We start from the raw sequence: 18,405 nt of genomic DNA, 5'->3' as shown, positions 1-18,405 counted from the left end.
AAGCCAAAATGTCCCATAGAACACCTATAAAGGGACATTTAAGTCGAAAACCATATGGTTCAATTAATTATTTTCCTTTTGCTGGCCGATTTCCCCCTGGTTTATTAACAGGTTGGCCTCCTCCAAGTTTTTATGTTCATTAACCGAATCGCCGGGATAATAATGCTGTGCCTGAAACGGGTGTGCTGAATTCATCTCTGTACTAACGGTGATCGTTGGTTGTTTCTGTGTATCTGTCAGTAAATCCTCTGTTTTCCTTTTACCCATGCTTTCCCTCCTACCAAGAATAATCTTTGGACTTTTATAGTATTTGTAATTTCTCGCCAAACATGTTCATAAATAACCATTTTTTCGTTCCCCCCGCATCTGTCCATTCAATCCAAAAATAACTTTGTTTAAAAATTGCCATTTTTATATTAGTATGATATCATAATAATATAAAAATAATATTAAAAGGACGTGGTGTTATGAGAGAAGAAAATGCGTTTGCAATCAATGGGTTCATCGGCGTTTTGTTAATTGTTTTATTTGCCGGGGCAGCTGTATATTTTGTCTCTATTGAAAACATTTTTCTCGTTATTTTATTTGCTTTCATTGCAGCTATTCTCTTTACCGGAATTACAATTGTTCAGCCTAATCAAGGAAAAGTGATTACTTTTTTTGGAAAATACATGGGTACCATTCGCAACAGCGGGCTATTTTTAACTGTTCCACTAACATTAAGAAAAACCGTGTCTTTACGTGTCCGTAATTTTAACAGTAAAAAATTGAAAGTGAATGATGTGGAAGGAAATCCGATTGAAATTGCGGCAGTGGTTGTCTTTCGGGTAGTTGATACAGCAAAAGCAGTCTTTGAAGTAGACTATTATGAAGAGTTTGTTGAAATTCAAAGTGAGACAGCTATCCGTCATGTCGCTGGAAAATATCCGTACGATACATTTGCTGATGAAGAGGTAACACTGCGAGGAAATTCCGATATCGTTTCTGAGGAATTGGCACGAAATATTCAAGAACGGTTAGCAGTATCAGGCGTTGAAGTGATAGAAGCCCGGTTAACACATCTTGCCTATTCCACCGAAATCGCCAGTGCCATGCTTCAACGTCAACAAGCGGGGGCTATTCTCTCTGCACGGCAAAAGATTGTTGAGGGTGCTGTTTCCATGGCTCAAATGGCGGTGGAACAACTTGAAGCAAACGGGGTCTTGGATCTCGATGAAGAGCGGAAAGTCCATATGGTCAATAACATTATGGTAGCTATCATTTCAGATCGTGGAACGCAACCGGTTATTAATGTAGGAAGCTTATATTGACGGTGAATACATAATGCCGAAAAAGAAAAACTTTCCGCTCCGAATCGATTCTGAACTTTTTGCCATTATTGAACGTTGGGCTCAGGATGAATTTCGCAGTGTCAATAGTCATATTGAATATCTTCTCCGGGAAGCGGCTAAAAAAAGCGGGCGATTAAAAAAGGACGAGAAATAAAAACTCTTGTTTAAAAAAAGCTTAGTTTAACGAAAAAGCACTTAAACCAGATCCTTTTTTGAAAGGGACATTTCCACAATTTTTGTTGCTATTGGATACAGAAGCAGCTCCGTAAAACTTTTTAATAGAAGTCAGACTAGAAGCAATTGGGTGCTCGCCAATTGCTTTTATTATAATCAATAAGCAACAATCTCTTTGAAAACCGACCTGGAAAGATCTTTCCAGGAATTTTTATTCGCTTTGAATTGGTAAAATCACATGGATGGTTGTCCCTTTTCCAACTTCACTTTCAATTTCAATGTTTCCTTCATGATTCTCGATAATTTTGAAAGTCGTTAACATACCGAGACCTGTGCCTTTTTGTTTCGTTGTAAAAAACGGTTCGCCCAGCTTCTTAATTTGTTCCGGCGTCATACCAATTCCTTCATCAGTAAAAGAAAGGATAATGTGATGATCTTTTCTCACGACCCGAATCGTAATTTTTCCCGGTTTTTCATCCATTGCTTCAATCCCATTTTTAATTAAATTGATAAACACTTGTTTTAACTGTTGCCCATCACACATAATATCCGGTACGTTTTCTTCACTGTATAAAACCAGCTCAATTCCCACCTTTATTGCTTGAGAATCCATCAATTTCATTACATCGTTCAAAAGTGAAGGAATATTTTCCCTATTTGTCTTTTTTGCTTGCGGCTTTGCCAATACGAGTAATTCATTGGTAATCGAATGGATTCTCATCAATTCGTCGGACATAATTTTTAAATATTCATTTTTTTCTCCATCACTATGTTCAATTAGCTGTAAAAATCCCATTAAGGATGTTAGCGGATTGCGGATTTCATGAACAATGGAAGCCGCCAGCTGTCCGACGGCAAATAATTTTTCCGATTGAATAAGTAATTCTTCCGTCATTTTTGCTTTTGTCACATCTTTAAAAATTAAGTAAAAGCCTTCCAACTTTTCATCAATATAAATTGGTACGACAGTGACAACCGTATGAACATAATGTCCTGCTTTATTGATCATTGTTATTTCAAACGAATCAACCGTGCCCCTGCCATCTAAAATACCTTGGATACATTTGTTCAATGTTGGTATGTCTTTCGGGTGAAATAACTGCTCCAAATGCAATTGCAAAAAATCCTCTTTTGAATAGCCGCTCATTCGTTCCAATGCAGGGTTCACCCCGATCAACTTCCCGTTTAAATCAAAAGAACAAATGCCTTCAGGGTTATGGTATTTTAACGAACGGTATCTCTGTTCACTTCTCCGGAGACTACATTCTAATTCTTTTATTTGCGTCACATCTCTAACAATCGCAAAAACACCGACGATCTCATTCATGACTTCAACAGGAAAGCTGGTTATATCACAATGGATAATAGACCCATTGCGGTGAAAAATGTCGATGATACCATGTTGTATATCCCCTTTTCTCACTTTCTGAAATGCAGTACGCAGGAGACCGAGGTCCTCCCTTTTTACCACCTCAAGGTCAAAATATTGTTTATCAATAAAATAAGAAGATCTATACCCGGAGATTCGCTCAATCCCATCATTAACATTGGTAATCTTGCCGTCAACATCCAATAAAAGAATGCCGTCATGATTTTTCATAAACAATTGTTCGTAATAAGCAGCATTTCGTTTTTGCCTTAGTTTTTTATCCGTTGTGTCATGAATAAAAACAGTGATTCCATCTGTTATTGGATAAACACGTACATGATACCAACGATTAAGCGGCTCTGGAAAGAATTCATCAAATTCTACCGGAATCTGTTTTTCCATGACTGTACGATAATAATGAAGATGGAAATTACTTTTTAATACTTCAGGAAACTCATCCCAAATCAGTTTTCCAATCAAATCATTCGGATGATTTCTATTTAAAATTTCAGCCCCCCTCTTATTGATAAACTTAAACTTCCCATTCCGATTAAGGACAAAAAAAGCATCAGTTATTTGTTTCATTATCTCCACTAAATCCAAATGTGGAATTATTTCCAAGCAGGTTCACCCCTCCACTATCCTTTCAAAATAACACTTTTTTTCCAATTTATGACAATACATGATTCTTGATTATAGCATATCATGGTTATTTATAATTGACAAAATAATCCATTACGATGGTAATTTTCCACTTCCTTTTATCTCAACAAAAATGTCACGTTTTTCTTATTCCCATTTCGAGAATAAAGGTATACAATCTTCATATGAGAAACAGCAAAGGGGGAGCAGCGTGACAGAAACAACAAACAAATATCAAGAACAAACATTGTTCAGTATTACATGGCCGTTATTTATTGAGATTACTCTACATATGAGTATTGGAATTATTGCGACGCTTATTTTGAGTCATTATTCCGATCAGGCGGTCGCCGGTGTTGGTGTGGCTAACCAAATTTTAAATATCGCCATTTTAGTGTTTAACATCACATCGATTGGGGCAACCATTTTAATCGGCCAAAATCTCGGTGCCAACCGGCTTGATCGTGCTCGGCAATTATCCCGTTCGGCCTTTGGTTTTAACTTTTGGGTTGGAATTATCATTACTATTAGTATCTTATTATTTGGTGATGTTTTCCTTTCCATTTATGAACTTGAGGACGATGTCTTTCCTTATGCTTCAACATTTGTAAAAATTACGGGAATTTCACTTTTTTTAGAAGCCGTTTCATTAGCATTAAGTGCTGTATTAAGAAGCCATGGTTACACGAAAGATGCGATGATTGTGACGGTTATCATGAATTTTATCAGTATTACCGGTAACATCCTTTCCGTCACAGGTATTTTCGGTCTCCCTGTTACCGGTGTCGTCGGGGTGTCCTGGTCGATCGTTATTGCGCGTATCTTTGTTATCTGTGCATTTATTTTCTTAGTTTATAGAAGACTAACTTTAAAACTTTATATAAAAGACTTAGTTAACTTTGACAAAACGGATATTCAACAATTATTGGCAATCGGTCTCCCTTCTGCCGGAGAAAATTTATCTTATCAGTTTTCGCAAATTGTTATTACCAGTTTTGTTGCCTTGCTTGGTTCCAGTGCTTTAGCAGCAAGAGTTTATATTTTGAACATATCAATGGTCTGTTTCTTATTCACGACGGCCATTGCCCAAGGGACTCAATTATTAGTTGCCCGTTACATTGGTGGAAAACAATATGATCGAGCTCTGCAACGGGGAATAAAAACATTGAAAATTTCCATGTTTGTCTCACTTGCGACCTCTTTAGTAATCGCACTTATTGGTAAACCGTTACTCGAACTATTTACAAACGATCCGGAAATTATTGCCATCGGGTTACCGGTATTATGGGCAATTGTTTTTATTGAACCGGGGCGTGCGATGAATATCGTGTTAATGGGGTCGTTAAAATCTGCCGGCGATGTTCGCTTCCCTGTCATTATCGGCGTAATCTCTATGTGGGGTGTAGCTGTTCTCTTCAGCTATTTCTTAGGGATTGTGTTCGGTCTTGGATTGCTGGGTGTTTGGATCGCACAAGGTCTGGATGAATGGGTTCGCGGCATATTTGCTTATAAGCGTTGGCTGTCAAAACCATGGACCCGAAAAGAAGTTGTTGCAAAAAATATATAAGCTGTTTCATAGAATATATTCGAGATGATGAGCTGGTGGCGGGTTAATGGCGATTTCCTTTACCCTTCCCCGGCTCTTTTTTTACATAAAAATGTAGATGGAAATTTTGTGGCGCAGGGAAGGCTTTGCAGTTAAAGAAAACTCGGCGACTGCCGAGCCTTTAGGCGAGAGCAGAGCCGTAGTTGCACTTATACTTAATTCTTAAAATTTCCAACTACGTCGAATTCGCTTCTTTGCTGGAAATTTATACTTTCTTAACGTATAAAAAAAAATTCACATTTTTCCTCACGAGTCGCCAAATTTTCTTTATCAAACAACAGACGAACATAGTAGTTCTTTATACCTATACTTCGCTGCTTTATTTTCAATTTTGTGGTACCAATGTCTTCTTTTTCAGTATTTCCCATTAATTGTGGACATAATTTCGATATTTGATACAATAAATTTAGGTATAAATAACTATAACTGTATTCCGTTTGTGTTTGTTTTATTTACCATAATTTTTAGGGAGAAATGAATAATGACTCATATAAATAAGAATTCCCTTAAAAAATTTTTACTATATTATATACCCGTCCATATTTTGCTTTACTATATTGTCATCATCTTTGCTCCTGATCATCCAGGAAAATATTTTATTGCCGGAATCCTTTCAATAACCGGACCACTCGTATCAACCGTCATTCTATTTTTTACAGTTAGGAAAAAGAGAAGTGCTGAAAAAGTTTTATGGGGATTGTTATTTCTCGGGACAGTTTTCTATTTTCTAGGGGAATTGATTTGGGATATTTATTTTTTAAAGATGGAACAAATTCCATTATCACCTAATTTAGCCAATATCATATTTTCCCTGAAACCGCTCTTTTATTTGGCTGCGTTTATATTTCTTGTCTCCCATGATTTACGAAAAACGAGGATGGCGATTACGATCGTTGATATTCTAATTATCGTTATGGTCATTTCCTCATTTAGTTGGTATTTATTGGTGGGACCATTTTTCACTCACCTTAACGCAACGATTCCCGAGATTACCATTTTACTATCTTATCCGCTTTTGGAACTGCTTATATTATTTGGTATCTTTCATGCACGCTTTTTCGTAAAACAAGCGATCGTTTCAAAAAAATCATTAAACATATTTGCTTTAAGCACCGTAACGATGTTGATCAGCACTTGTATTTATCTGTTCTTTTTGATTTATAATTTAGAAGATTTATTAATTTATCTTAATCCCTTATATACGATGGGGATGTTTTATATAAGTATGGCAACTTTATATGCAGATAATGATCAGTTACCAGAGAGAATGAATAGCAGAAAAAAGGATTTGACGCAATCCCATTTCCTTCCTTTAGTTAGTATCGTTCTGTTAATTATTATATACGGAATTTATAATAGGGGAATTGATGAGTTATTTATCGGATTAATTTTTAGCTTTTTCCTCCTGTTTATTCGTTTATTTATCTTGCTTAAAGAAAACCGTCAATTAAATGTTTTGTTGACGAATGCAAAACAGGAATTGGAAGAAAAAAACAAAAAATTGGAAAAGACCATTAAAGAATTGGAAAAAATTAATGAGATTCGTTCAATAGAAGCTCGAACTGACTTTTTGACAGGGTTGTACAACAGGAGATATATTGACAGCCTCCTACACTCACTGATTAAAGAAGCAAATAATGAACATAAACCATTCTCCATTTTACTCATTGATATCGATCATTTCAAATCCGTAAATGACCGATATGGACATGATGTAGGTGATATTGTTATTCAAAAGGCAGCCCAGATATTCCTTAGTTCCGTTCGAACCACCGATATACTCGGCAGATTTGGCGGAGAAGAATTTATTATTATTTTACCAAATTCTTATTTACAAGCAGGGGTACAACTTGCGAAACGAATTCATCAGAAAATGGAGGATTATTCAATTCTTATTAATGAACAATGCATAAACATCACCGTTAGTATCGGGGTAACAGTTTGGGAAATAAATGACCAGTTCAATGATATTTATCGGAGGGTCGATGAAGCATTGTATGAAGCGAAAAAAACTAGAAATACCATTATCGTGAAAACGAAGACGATAACAAATGATAACGAATGGTAGCGGGTTGCTTCGGTTAAAAGTATCTATGTCGATCCCTTTTAAGTAGAGGCAAACCCTTATTTTCTATTATGAAAGGGTTGCCTTTGTTTGTCCTTTTCACCTGATGATCAACTTCAGACTATTTTCTAACTCCATTTTCCCGCAAATGAACAAGGAAAATTGAACTAAAAAACCAAACCACAAGCCCGATTAATAAACTGACAAGCCAAAGGTCAGTCCATTTTAGCATCAATAGGACCGCAATGACACAAATAAAACAGCCAATCATCCCGTATACCGACCCATTTGCCGTTTTTGCAGCCTCCTTAGACCCTTTTTTTATCCCTACCATCATGACCGCAACAATCATAACGGCTGGAAATGCGGCGAATATACCACCGATAATTTTCCAGGGCAATAAAACAGATGCTACGTAACTTAAAACAACAGCTAAACCGCCAAATAAAAAGCGGTACAGTAAATCTTTTGTATCCAATTCCGGTCCCTCCAAAGTAACTCTTTCATTCTAGTTCTAAACCCTTAATCTTGATGTCTTTTACACAGCCGGCTGCTTAACATACCGATAAAAAGTTTTTAAAAGAAAGGTTTTATTCGATAACCCCTTTTTCAATTAGCCGAGAAAGACAGCATATCCAAGTGAGACAATAAACCACCCGATTAGCGAATGAGTCAAACCTTTTTTCCAGCCAAGACGATCGCTAAAATAGACAACTGCCATCGCACAGATAATATTTATAAACATTCCGACAAGCGCACCTTGGGAAAGAATAATTGATTGATGAATTAAATCCATTCCTTTCATATCAAGTCGCAAGGTTAATAGAGCAGCGAGAAATACAGCGGGAAAAGCAGCAAATATACCGCCGATTTTCGTACCGGCTTTCCTCGAAATAACCGTACAAGCTACCACAGCACCTCCACCCAATAAAAAACGAATTATGATTCCAAATAAAGATATTGTCGCCATTTTATACTCAATCCTTTTTATTTTTATAACCGTCAAGTGACTCGTGACGTTTATTCACAAACAAAACTTGTTAATTTGTTCACTAAGTACTATTTTATAATAGAATCCGGCAAATGTTTGTGAACATTTTTTATACATTAAAGTGTAAGCGCATCCTTATAAACTATACAAGGAGCTTTCTTTCTACAAGCATAAATTTACATAGTTTTTTTTCGACAGATTTCGATTTTTCCTGTATCTTATATATTAGGAATATTACATCACTTTTGCTGTCACTTTAGAAAAAATCCATTTCAAAGGCGGTCATTATGAGATGAAGTTGATTAGAAATGAAAAAAAGAACCTTCTCATTTTGTCAGGTGGTATTATATTTTATTTAATTATCTTGATTTTATTGAAAGAGAACCCAATTTTATTTAATTACACGGATTTCTTATTTATGCATATCGTGCTTGAATTGGCCAGTATTATCATCTCTGCCAGTATCGCTATTCAGTCTTGGATTGTTTTTTCTTATAAACAATATCAGGATCGTTTACTATATTTTTCAGGATTTACGCTCATCGCTGTTTTTGATCTATTTCATTTACTCACATATAACGGCATGCCGGGATCGATGGTTATTGACAGTTCAGCAAATAATGCTACTTGGTTTTGGATTTTAGCAAGATTTACTCAAGCAATTTTTATGGTTTATATTTTACATGCAAAAGTGAAAACCGTATCTTTTGCCAAGAAAAGAGTTTATTTCTTGAATACCTTACTTACTATTATTGTCATATTGATAACCTTTTCTTATTTGCAGAACAAACTTCCGGTACTCGTCATTGAAGGTCAAGGAACGACAACATTAAAAAATTTTCTTGAATATGTGATTAGTTTTCTATTATTTATTTCGATGATTAAATTAGCGATCATTTATAAAAAATTTAGGAAAACCGTTACATTACATTTCATTGTTGCTGTTACTTTTTTACTACTCAGTGAACTTATTTTTACACTATATAAAAGCGTCTATGACTCTCTTAATTTGCTGGGACATGTTTACAAAGTTCTAGGATTTCTATTTTTCATGAGGGTTCTGTATTTATCAACGGTTAAAGATCCATTTGAAAAACTTATTTATATACGAAGAAAACTCGAGATGAATGAAAAACGATTAAAAACGATTACGGCCTCGCTTGGTGAAGGCGTTTTCGTTATCAATCAACATCGTCAACTGACGTTTATCAACAGGGAAGGAGAACGGTTATTAGGTTATCAGTCCCATGAACTTTTAGGAAAAGAAATCCACAGTCTTATACACGGCAGTAAATCCGGGGACATCCTTCATGTTTCGGAATGCCCGATCTGTAAAGGTGTGGAGAGCAAGGAAACGATACGGATCGATGAGGATATTTTTATTCATAAAAGCGGACGGACTTTTCCGGTTTCTTATGTTGCTACTCCTTTAATTGAAAACAATACCGTTCTTGGCTCGGTTGTCGTGTTTCAAGATATTTCAAAGCAACAGGAATACTTGAACCGCATCAAGCATCAAGCTTATCATCATATTTTAACGGATTTACCGAATCGGCTATATTTTCTGGAGAAATTAGATGAGAAAATTATCAAGAGCGACTTTAATAGTGAATTTGCGCTCATTTTACTTGATATTGATGATTTTAAAAATATTAATGATTCCTACGGGCACAAAATTGGTGATATCGTGCTCATTGAGGTAGCTAGAAAGTTAAGGAGTCTTTATCATCATGCATTTATTGCCCATATGAGCAGTGATGAATTTGCCATTTTGATGGGTGGGAATAAGGATGAAATAAAAGAACAAGCAGAAAATTTAATCAATCATTTGCACACTTCTATTCCAATTGAACATAATGAAGTTTTTCTCTCCATCAGCATCGGTATTTGTTTATTCCCCTATGATGGAGTTGATAGTGAAAAATTAATTCAAATGGCCGATATCTCTCTTACTGAAGCAAAAAGATTAGGTAAAAATCAATATGTTTTTTATAATGATGACTTGGAATATCGTCGGGTTCGCAAAAACTGGATCGAACATCATCTCAACAATGCCTTATTTAATAATGAGATTACCGTTCACTATCAACCAATCGTAAATCCAAAAACAAAGGTAATTACTGGCTTAGAGGCTCTTGCCCGTTGGTACCACCCTAAGGAAGGTGCAATTTCGCCCCAGGAATTCATCGACGTCGCAGAAAGTAACGGATTGATTATTCCGATTGGCACGTATATTGTACAGATAGCATGTCAGGATCTGGCCGAATTAAACAAAAGAGGGTTTGAAAACTTGTTTGTCAGCATTAATCTCTCTTTAAAACAATTAAAACATCCTGATTTTATACCGACAGTTGATCAAATTCTCCAAACATATGGACTAAATGCGAAACAAATTCAATTTGAAATTACTGAAACGGTGACTTTACAAGAAGATAGCGACTTAATTAAGACGATTGGAGAATTGAAAAATAAACAATTTCGCATTGCGATTGACGATTTTGGAAAAGGGTTTTCTTCGATTGGGTATTTAAAGCATATTTCCGTAGATACATTAAAAATTGATAAATCTTATGTTTTTCATGTATTAAGCGATGAAAAAATAGCTAAATTAACGAACGCAATTATTATAATGGGGCAACTTTTACATTTGGATATTGTTGTCGAAGGAGTCGAGACAAAGGAACATCTTGCGTTTATTAATAGATTTTCGAATATTCTTGCTCAAGGATATTATTTTAGCCGTCCCTTGCCATTGGAAGAGTTTATTGAAAGTTCAATAAATAGAAATTAGCATTTCGAAAATTTATTTTTTGTCCGCTTGATTTGGCCTCAAGAGCTAATCTCGTGGCGAAAAATGCGGAAGTTGCTAATCAATTCATTCTTCGCCAATATTTTTATACTTTCATATTCTGCAAACAAGGCGATTGAAAAGGAAATGATCCTGTCCAGTCGCCTTATTTCGTCAGTTTTTATGGTATTTATTCATATCACGATCAAATTGAAGCCATGATTGATAGGTTCGTTTTACATATTTTTCCGCTTCTTCAAATGTTTTAAACTGCACCTCTTGTAGCCTGCCTTGATGAACTAATATATATTTTCCCATATTGTTTTTCTTAATAAAACTAATTTCACCATTTCGATTTTCATAATATGTACCGTGAAGCGCATCCTTTACATTCACTTCATTTTTCTCAGGGTCCGGCTTAATTGGTTCGAGATGGAAAACATCTGTGACAAAGAGTTTGAACGTTTCTTCATTCAAATCACATCCCGATGCCTTTGGATGGCCGCCACCGCCCAGTTCTTTGGCAAACTGTGCAACATTAACCTCATCATGGATAGTACGGAAACCTACTTTTTTCGTCCCTACATTTACCAATACAATCATATCCAGATGCGGGTTCTTTTTGTTTAGTGCATTACCAAGCTCGGACAAGTATTGCTCTGCATGAACAATTCCGATACAGTATTTGCCGACAAAACGTTGAACGATCTGCTTATTCTTTGCATAAATATACCGTTCAATCTTTTTCTCTTCCACATCCATGAGCATATTTTCCATATCCGTTAATTGAAAAAGATCCGGATTTTCTTTTAGCCTTTTTAACAAATCTTCTTCAAACTGTTCCCGACCGAACATGAAAAATAAATCATTCAAATGTTTTGCCAAAATATTATCATTTTCATCCCATTCCCATGTATCATATTGGCGGACTAAATCAACGAATTCAACCAATGCCGGTGTTTGTTCCAATTGTTGATTTTCTACAAAATGTTCAAAGAGCAGTGATGTGGCGCACGTTTTTTTTCCATTATCATATTCCGGTTGGACAAAGCCCCATGGATATTGATTAAAATGGAGAGCCGTTACATGATGGTCGATCATTTGTACGTGACCGCCATGATGATAGCGTTCATTTAATTTTTTTTCGACCTGTTCATTAACGGCCAAATCGGTTATATATAATTTTATATTTTTATTATCTTCATTTTGCAAAAAGTGTTCGACCCGTTGATTTAAATTACGATAAGAACAGTGGGTGACCTCAACATCGTCACCAAAGGCAAGTTTGGCAACAATCGCACATCCTAAACCATCTAAATCTGTATCGGTAAATAATTTGATCTTCAAAAAAATAACCTCCCGTATTCTGCAAACTCATTATGTGTTAAATATTACCACTTTATGCACAGGAATGGGGATAAAAAATCAGAAATAACCTCTTGATCTTAAAATTTTTGGACCGGTGGCATGCCCTGTGTCATCAATAGAAGGAAGTTTCAATCCTTTACCACTTTAGAGCTTGTCCCCCAAGGAAAATGTTTGCAATTATTTTATGTTGTATCGGTTTTTTAAAATGCTTATTTTTAGCTTGTCCTCAAACGAAAATGACTGCAATTTTTAGATGGATCGTTTTTTAAATGCTTATTTTTAGCTTGTCCTCAATTAAAGTGTTTTCAATTCCAGCTCCAAGATAAATTCAATGATCACCCGATTGACAAGTTCATTCATTTTCACATATTCCCATGAAATCGAATGATATTCATTTCGGTAATCAAGCAAATATTCCCCGCAAATATCCATCCCAACAATTTCATAATGTTGAGCAAAATCTTCCAACAGATAAAGCAATTGGACCAAAGACATATTTCCTTGATCCCAATTCGTGAAGGCTTCTTTTTTATATAAAACATCTTTATCAATACTAATATAAAGATTTGTTTCATTATCAAGAAAAGTACGGACATCTTGTGCAATTTCATATAAAGGAACTTGTTGGAGTATTTTCTTGGTGATCCATTTGATCTTGACATGATCCCCAAAATGCTCAAGCGGTATAGGAGAAATATTATGATCATTTACACCGATGATACAAACTTTTTGAAGGAAAGGATTATTTTTTAATGCATAGGCAACCCAGGACCCGCAAGAAATCAATCCTTCTCCCTGATCCATCATATCATCATGGTGGTCAAACAAGACAAGAGAAAACGGTTTTTTTATCCTTTCCATCAGTAAATAAGTGACATAATGATAATTTCCATTTCCAATTAAAACGAATGAATGGACATTTTGCTTGATAAGTCGGTTGCGAATTTCGTCTAATGCATCTTGTTCACAAAAGCCGTTCGTGTGTGGAATATTTGAGCAGTCGACCCAATGATGAGGAAATTTTTGCAGAAATGTTTGTTCCGTTAAACTGTTATCAAAGTTTAAAAAAGTAATTTTCCCACTGTCTTCCATTTTGCTCCTCTCCTAGCGATTTTTACTATTATTTTAACATATAAGAGCAAATTGGTTATACTATTTTCCTGTAATTGGCATAAACCGGATGGAAACGAGTCTGTCCGGCATCGCCAACCTGATTATCTTTCCTTCACAGCAATGACTGGAATATGCTTTCTGTCTTTATAATCGGTCAAGATTTCTGCCGGTAGGATACCAAGCGTTACTGCCGCCTTTACTTTTTCCTCGTCCACTTGTTTGACAACCTTAATACAATCGGTTAAATTCATTTCCTCCAATTTCTTCACCGTTTCTTCTTCACGGAATTTTTCCGCAACCCGTATTTGTCGTTGGAGCTCAAATGATTCAAAAGTGAGGACTCCTTTTTGATTTTCCCCAACCGTTAAATCAAAATATTGATTAAATGCTTTTTTCAATCGGGATAGCTCTTTGTCGATTTCCTTTGCCTGTTTATTTAATTGAAAAAATTTTTCCACCATCTCTTCCGTTATGAAATCTTGTGTTTTTTCAAAATTCACCATACCCACTTCCCCCGTTTGAAATAAATTGTAATCATAATCAGAGCAAAAATCACCAATACGTTTATAACCATTTTTATGATCGAAAAAGGAAAATAGAACAGTTGTTTTTTATTTCGAACATGGGCAAGTTTTTTGTTCATTTAAGACAAAAAATCACCCACCGAAAATGCGGTTGGGTGATTTTTTTCATGAATTGACTTGAGAATAGGCCATTTCATCAATTTCTAAAATATATTTATATTGAAGCCTGGTAATTTCAAAGATTTTCAGCGGATCACGGAATGCTTCCGGATTTTCCTTCATTTCCACCAGTTCCATCGTTTTTTCATTTATTTCTTTATCAGTTTCTTCTGCCAAGCCCTTTAACTCTTCAAAAGCATTTTTGAAAAACAGTCGCAAATCCCGCTCAATGCCTTGCTCAATTAAATGAAACGGTGTAAAAAAGCGGTCAGCAATAGTTTCTACTATCGGTCCGTAATTTCCAGTTTCAATCAGCTGTTTAAAACCATTAACAAACATCTCTTTATTTTGAATAATTTTACCAAACACTTTACCGGCACTTTTTAATAATACTTGCCTTGGCGTATAACGAAGCAAAATGTTTACCGGTTCATAATTGACCCCGCTTGTCAAACGGTCAATATCTCTCTCCCAATCTTCCAATATCATAAAATCACAAGGGAGTTGTAAACGATCAAATCCAATCAAAGAATTAAACCCTTCAGCAATCTCATCGAGGAATGTTTTTCCATCTTTCAACTCGGTTTCACACAACACAAGCCAATCACGAATTCTTGATAAAAACTTCGGCATACATTCTTCATTCAAATACGTTTCGATTTTCTTATTCATTTCGTCATTCAATTCGATATGAATGCGCTGGAAATCACGTTTTTTTGTAATTGTTTTAGCCGTAGCTTTTAAAATTACAGGTATATCGTTTACTAATTCCTTTCTTGTCTCCTCATTTGCTAAAATAAACGATTTTCTAATCATATTAATTTTTTCTATTATCAGGTCTTCCAACTGGTTGATTGCACCGTTTACTTTTCGGGCCAAGTCTTGTTTACTTTGAATCGTTTCTTCCAATTGACTTTTCATTTTCATCCGTTGATCGAACAAGTTTCTTATCTTTTTTTGTATCAAAAATAAGTATTTTTTCATTCGTTGATGCACCAGTTTATTTTGTTGCCAATCGGTTGTTAGGAAATCGGCCAATTTTTCCCGGTGTTCAATTGTATAATCGTAAACGAAAACTTCCGCACCTAGGTAACTTTTTGTTTCTTCGTTAGCATCGGTGCCAACCTGAATAAAATATGTTTTTAACTGAGGAAACTGCTGTTGAATCATTTCAATCCATTTTTGCCTCGATTCTGGCAAGCCTTGGTTTACATCTACCACAACCAGTAAGCTATCCAAAATTTGCATCGTTTCAATGAATGCATCTGTTAATCCGGATGCGCGATTCAATTCCGGCAATTCCACAATTACCAATTGATTACGTTCCAGCAATTGATTAGGTACATTTACTTCATAACAAATTTTCGCCGGCTTCCCTCGTTCCATTGATGCCATATATTGATCAAGTGATAATTCCTGTTCTTGATAATCCCGGTATTGAATAATTTTCATTTCATCACTGTATTTATAAATGGAAACGGCACCTTCCCGGTTGTTCCGCACAACCATTTCCTCTTGCAAAAAGTGATTAAGAAATCCGGTCTTTGTATCATGATTGAAACTGATGACACCGGTAAGTTGATGATGAAAATCCAGCGATTGTCGGGATAACGCTTGGATTCGAATATTATGATCGAGATTGTGTTTATCCGTCCAGTTATCAATGACGATATTTAGATCCTTGCTTTTTTCAAGAACATCAACATTGACCTCGGCATTAAACAAGATTTTTTCTGCTATTTTTAATGCATCAGCCTGAAATCGATCAGGGACAATTTCATTCCAAGCAAAAATGGCCGATGAAGGGAGAACTTCTTCCTCTTTTCCGACAATTTTTATCCATGCATTTAATAAATCAGGGATCATATCGGTAAGTTGTTTTAATGAGTAACTGCCGCCCATCAATTCGTCATATGTTTCTTTATACTTTTTGGAAAGAAAATTATAGCTGTAATCTTCCTCTTCCCACCCCAAGTTTTTTAAGTACGTATTAAAAGCTTTCAACCATTGGAAAAATTCTTGTTCGGTTTCATAATTATTCCATAACGCTATGACCAGTTGTTCAAATAAGTCCGGGGCATTTTTTCTGGCAACGGTTAAAGCATCAAAGAAAAAGTTTGGCAATTGTTGTTTCGCATGCCCGTTTTTAATATATGATTTTAGAAGTTCAAACCAACTAAGATTTTCAGTCCGAACCCCTTCTTGTATTGCTAATTCCATAGCACTTTGCCAATCTTCTTGTTTCTCAAAAAATGAACGTGCTAATTTGGTTACATTGGGATAGTCCGGATTTAATTTTACCATTTTCTTAATCATTTGATTGGCATTTTGGTATTTTTCTTGTTGGATGTAAAGAGAAAATAGTTGCAATAAAACTTCTGTACGTAAAGTGAGGGACTCTGTATTAATCGATTGATAGATACTTTCTGCTTCCGGATAGATGGCAAGTTCCAAATAGGCATCGGCAATATTTTTCTTCGCCCATGGTTCTAATTCGTTATGCACGTTTTCCCATTTAAAGATGGCTGCTTCATAATCTTTATTATGAAAATAGACTTCACCTTGGGCAAAACGAATTTCGGATGCATCGGGAAACTCCTTCTGTTCTTCCTCAGCAAATAATTCCCCTAAAATTTCAATTGGGTGACGGGAATCATTTTCATGAATAAGCGACCGGTAATACGTCTTCGTAATGAATTGTTTTTCCAACATTTTGACCACCTGGTTTTTATTATTTCATTCATATTAACATATTCCATTCAATAAATAACTATTCTAACAAACTTTGTTCTCTATTATATATTAATTTCCTTTCAATTTCGTAACAATATGCAAGGGCAAGTGTTTTTTACCTGTCATGTTAATTTTTCCAATTTCATAACAATACCAAGGTCACACGTTTTTACCGTCATTATAATTTTTTATAAATATACGCAAGGTCAAGCGTTTTTACCTGTCATGGTCATGTTAATTTTCTCCAATTTCATAACAATACCAAGGTCAAGCGTTTTTCACCTGACCCTGAAATAAACTATTCAAAAAACTTGTGAGAAATGATTCCACTGATGATGCCAAATAGCGAACCGACTAAAACTTCAACCGGCTGATGTCCTAATCTTTCACGAAGTTTTCTTGATTTGCGATCATGGTAATGATAATCCTTTTGGCCACGTAACCGCTCCACTTCTTCTTCCAAATCATTTACTTTAATCGATAACTCCCCAGCCTGCCTGCGAACACCTTGGGCATCATACATGACAAGCAGGCCAAATATGGAAGCAAGGGCAAAATCAATCGTTTTTACCCCTCTTTTCTTAGCTATATATGTAGCAAGTGAAGAAACACCTGCCGAATGGGAACTTGGCATCCCGCCTGTTTCAAAGAACAAACGCCAATCCCACTTTCCTCCTGTTATTTTTCTGATTGGCATTTTTAAAAACTGTGCAATTCCAATCGTTGCAAGTGCTGTTATTATCGGTTTATTCATCAAACCACCTCCCATTTAGTTTTCTATGAACGAAACGGGATTATGTAAAATTTTTTTGTGACTTATCATGTTTCCATGCTGCTCGCTAACTTCATTCATTCATCTTTTTTGATTTCCTTACTGAAACACCTTGTTTAATGGTATTATTAAACACTTCTGAAAAAACAATCCCCATGGCAATTGCCCCGGCAATTAACGATGCTTTGGCAGCGAGTTCAATGGCTATACTATACTCATTGCTGACAAAATTCCTCATGGCATCATAAGCAAGGCCACCCGGTACCAGTGGGATAATACCTCCAACGATAAAAATAACCACAGGGGTTTTATACTTTTTTGCAAAAACATGACTAAGGGCCGAAATAAAAAACGCTGAGACAAAACTTGCCGGAACTGCATCAATCCTTTTTTCAACCATAGAAAAATAAATAAACCAGCCAATCATACCGACAAGTCCGCATTTTATAATCGCGTTTTTTGGTACATTAAAGAGGATTCCAAAGCCACTTGTTGCAAGAAAACTAGTAATTAATTGGGCAATCAATGTTTCCACATCCTTAACCGGTTTTTCTAATCATCTTCTGTTCAATGGGATTCGTTAAGAAAAGCGCAGAGCGCCCGCTTAGCGACGTACAAACTGGAGCGCCCCGCAATGAGAACAGATTTGCTTCCCCGAATAGGCATCGCACGAAGAAAATGCGAATGCATTTTCGAGGAAAAGGAAAACACGGCGAGTGACGAGCCGATGTTGACTTATCGTAGTGGAGGGGAGTGAAGTTTGCTAGTCG

15 protein-coding genes are annotated in these 18,405 nt (G+C 35.8%); 5 read left to right on the top strand and 10 right to left on the bottom strand.

What is annotated here, in order from left to right; genetic code table 11:
- Nucleotides 1-63: 63 nt before the first annotated feature.
- Nucleotides 64-267, bottom strand: coding sequence for a hypothetical protein (locus tag BT1A1_RS03865; protein WP_034768336.1), 204 nt, complete (start codon nt 265-267; stop codon nt 64-66).
- A 200-nt stretch (nt 268-467) separates the two neighbouring features.
- Between BT1A1_RS03865 and BT1A1_RS03860 the strand changes: the two genes are divergently transcribed.
- Nucleotides 468-1,310, top strand: coding sequence for an SPFH domain-containing protein (locus BT1A1_RS03860; RefSeq protein WP_034768334.1), 843 nt, complete (start codon nt 468-470; stop codon nt 1,308-1,310).
- A gap of 13 nt (nt 1,311-1,323) precedes the next feature.
- Nucleotides 1,324-1,485 (top strand): type II toxin-antitoxin system antitoxin, encoded by a 162-nt coding sequence (locus tag BT1A1_RS17745; protein ID WP_034768332.1) that lies wholly within the window; start codon nt 1,324-1,326, stop codon nt 1,483-1,485.
- A gap of 231 nt (nt 1,486-1,716) precedes the next feature.
- On the opposite strand, the gene BT1A1_RS17350 is transcribed toward BT1A1_RS17745, so the two are convergent.
- The gene (locus BT1A1_RS17350; protein WP_051988992.1) at nt 1,717-3,495 is read right to left on the bottom strand and encodes a PAS domain-containing sensor histidine kinase; all 1,779 of its coding nucleotides are present in this window, start codon (nt 3,493-3,495) and stop codon (nt 1,717-1,719) included.
- Between the two features lie 232 nt (nt 3,496-3,727).
- On the opposite strand from BT1A1_RS17350, the gene BT1A1_RS03845 reads away from it, so the two are divergent.
- Nucleotides 3,728-5,083, top strand: a complete 1,356-nt coding sequence (locus BT1A1_RS03845) for an MATE family efflux transporter (protein ID WP_034768330.1) — start codon at nt 3,728-3,730, stop codon at nt 5,081-5,083.
- 520 nt (nt 5,084-5,603) lie between these two features.
- Nucleotides 5,604-7,190 (top strand): GGDEF domain-containing protein, encoded by a 1,587-nt coding sequence (locus BT1A1_RS03840; RefSeq protein WP_034768329.1) that lies wholly within the window; start codon nt 5,604-5,606, stop codon nt 7,188-7,190.
- Between the two features lie 118 nt (nt 7,191-7,308).
- Here the strand turns inward: BT1A1_RS03840 and BT1A1_RS03835 are convergent, their stop codons facing one another.
- Together BT1A1_RS03835 and BT1A1_RS03830 are read right to left on the bottom strand one after the other, a co-directional pair.
- A complete protein-coding gene (locus tag BT1A1_RS03835) occupies nt 7,309-7,665 on the bottom strand; it encodes a DUF3147 family protein (protein ID WP_034768327.1) in 357 nt (118 codons plus the stop codon).
- 135 nt (nt 7,666-7,800) lie between these two features.
- Nucleotides 7,801-8,157 carry a DUF3147 family protein gene (locus BT1A1_RS03830; protein ID WP_034768325.1) on the bottom strand — a complete coding sequence of 119 codons (357 nt, stop codon included), beginning with the start codon at nt 8,155-8,157 and terminating at the stop codon, nt 7,801-7,803.
- Nucleotides 8,158-8,470: 313 nt separating this feature from the next.
- Between BT1A1_RS03830 and BT1A1_RS03825 the strand changes: the two genes are divergently transcribed.
- The gene (locus BT1A1_RS03825) at nt 8,471-10,969 is read left to right on the top strand and encodes a bifunctional diguanylate cyclase/phosphodiesterase (RefSeq protein ID WP_034768323.1); all 2,499 of its coding nucleotides are present in this window, start codon (nt 8,471-8,473) and stop codon (nt 10,967-10,969) included.
- 171 nt (nt 10,970-11,140) lie between these two features.
- On the opposite strand, the gene BT1A1_RS03820 is transcribed toward BT1A1_RS03825, so the two are convergent.
- The 6 genes from BT1A1_RS03820 to BT1A1_RS03795 form a co-directional block, all read right to left on the bottom strand.
- Nucleotides 11,141-12,313 carry a DHH family phosphoesterase gene (locus BT1A1_RS03820; RefSeq protein ID WP_227139798.1) on the bottom strand — a complete coding sequence of 391 codons (1,173 nt, stop codon included), beginning with the start codon at nt 12,311-12,313 and terminating at the stop codon, nt 11,141-11,143.
- Nucleotides 12,314-12,628: 315 nt separating this feature from the next.
- Nucleotides 12,629-13,426: an arginase family protein gene (locus BT1A1_RS03815; RefSeq protein ID WP_034768321.1), complete on the bottom strand. Its 798-nt coding sequence runs from the start codon at nt 13,424-13,426 to the stop codon at nt 12,629-12,631.
- A 122-nt stretch (nt 13,427-13,548) separates the two neighbouring features.
- Nucleotides 13,549-13,950, bottom strand: coding sequence for a hypothetical protein (locus BT1A1_RS03810; RefSeq protein WP_034768319.1), 402 nt, complete (start codon nt 13,948-13,950; stop codon nt 13,549-13,551).
- Nucleotides 13,951-14,136: 186 nt separating this feature from the next.
- Nucleotides 14,137-16,839 (bottom strand): GTP-binding protein, encoded by a 2,703-nt coding sequence (locus BT1A1_RS03805; RefSeq protein WP_156103171.1) that lies wholly within the window; start codon nt 16,837-16,839, stop codon nt 14,137-14,139.
- A 322-nt stretch (nt 16,840-17,161) separates the two neighbouring features.
- Nucleotides 17,162-17,617, bottom strand: coding sequence for a divergent PAP2 family protein (locus BT1A1_RS03800; RefSeq protein WP_034768315.1), 456 nt, complete (start codon nt 17,615-17,617; stop codon nt 17,162-17,164).
- A 91-nt stretch (nt 17,618-17,708) separates the two neighbouring features.
- A complete protein-coding gene (locus BT1A1_RS03795) occupies nt 17,709-18,161 on the bottom strand; it encodes a threonine/serine exporter family protein (protein WP_034768312.1) in 453 nt (150 codons plus the stop codon).
- Nucleotides 18,162-18,405 lie beyond the last annotated feature (244 nt).

The sequence above is a fragment of the Caldibacillus thermoamylovorans genome (assembly GCF_000751775.1).
GTDB classification, from domain to species: domain Bacteria; phylum Bacillota; class Bacilli; order Bacillales; family Caldibacillaceae; genus Caldifermentibacillus; species Caldifermentibacillus hisashii.
The sequence above is the reverse complement of the archived record's forward strand: the minus strand, read 5'-3'. Positions and strand labels throughout refer to the sequence as shown.

Excerpts from the sequence above, each read along its gene's own strand:
- BT1A1_RS03865 (WP_034768336.1), bottom strand. The coding sequence starts at position 267 with ATGGGTAAAAGGAAAACAGAGGATTTACTGACAGATACACAGAAACAA.
- BT1A1_RS03860 (WP_034768334.1), top strand. The coding sequence starts at position 468 with ATGAGAGAAGAAAATGCGTTTGCAATCAATGGGTTCATCGGCGTTTTG.
- BT1A1_RS17745 (WP_034768332.1), top strand. The coding sequence starts at position 1,324 with ATGCCGAAAAAGAAAAACTTTCCGCTCCGAATCGATTCTGAACTTTTT.
- BT1A1_RS03840 (WP_034768329.1), top strand. The coding sequence starts at position 5,604 with ATGACTCATATAAATAAGAATTCCCTTAAAAAATTTTTACTATATTAT.
- BT1A1_RS03830 (WP_034768325.1), bottom strand. The coding sequence starts at position 8,157 with ATGGCGACAATATCTTTATTTGGAATCATAATTCGTTTTTTATTGGGT.
- BT1A1_RS03825 (WP_034768323.1), top strand. The coding sequence starts at position 8,471 with ATGAAGTTGATTAGAAATGAAAAAAAGAACCTTCTCATTTTGTCAGGT.
- BT1A1_RS03815 (WP_034768321.1), bottom strand. The coding sequence starts at position 13,426 with ATGGAAGACAGTGGGAAAATTACTTTTTTAAACTTTGATAACAGTTTA.
- BT1A1_RS03810 (WP_034768319.1), bottom strand. The coding sequence starts at position 13,950 with ATGGTGAATTTTGAAAAAACACAAGATTTCATAACGGAAGAGATGGTG.
- BT1A1_RS03800 (WP_034768315.1), bottom strand. The coding sequence starts at position 17,617 with ATGAATAAACCGATAATAACAGCACTTGCAACGATTGGAATTGCACAG.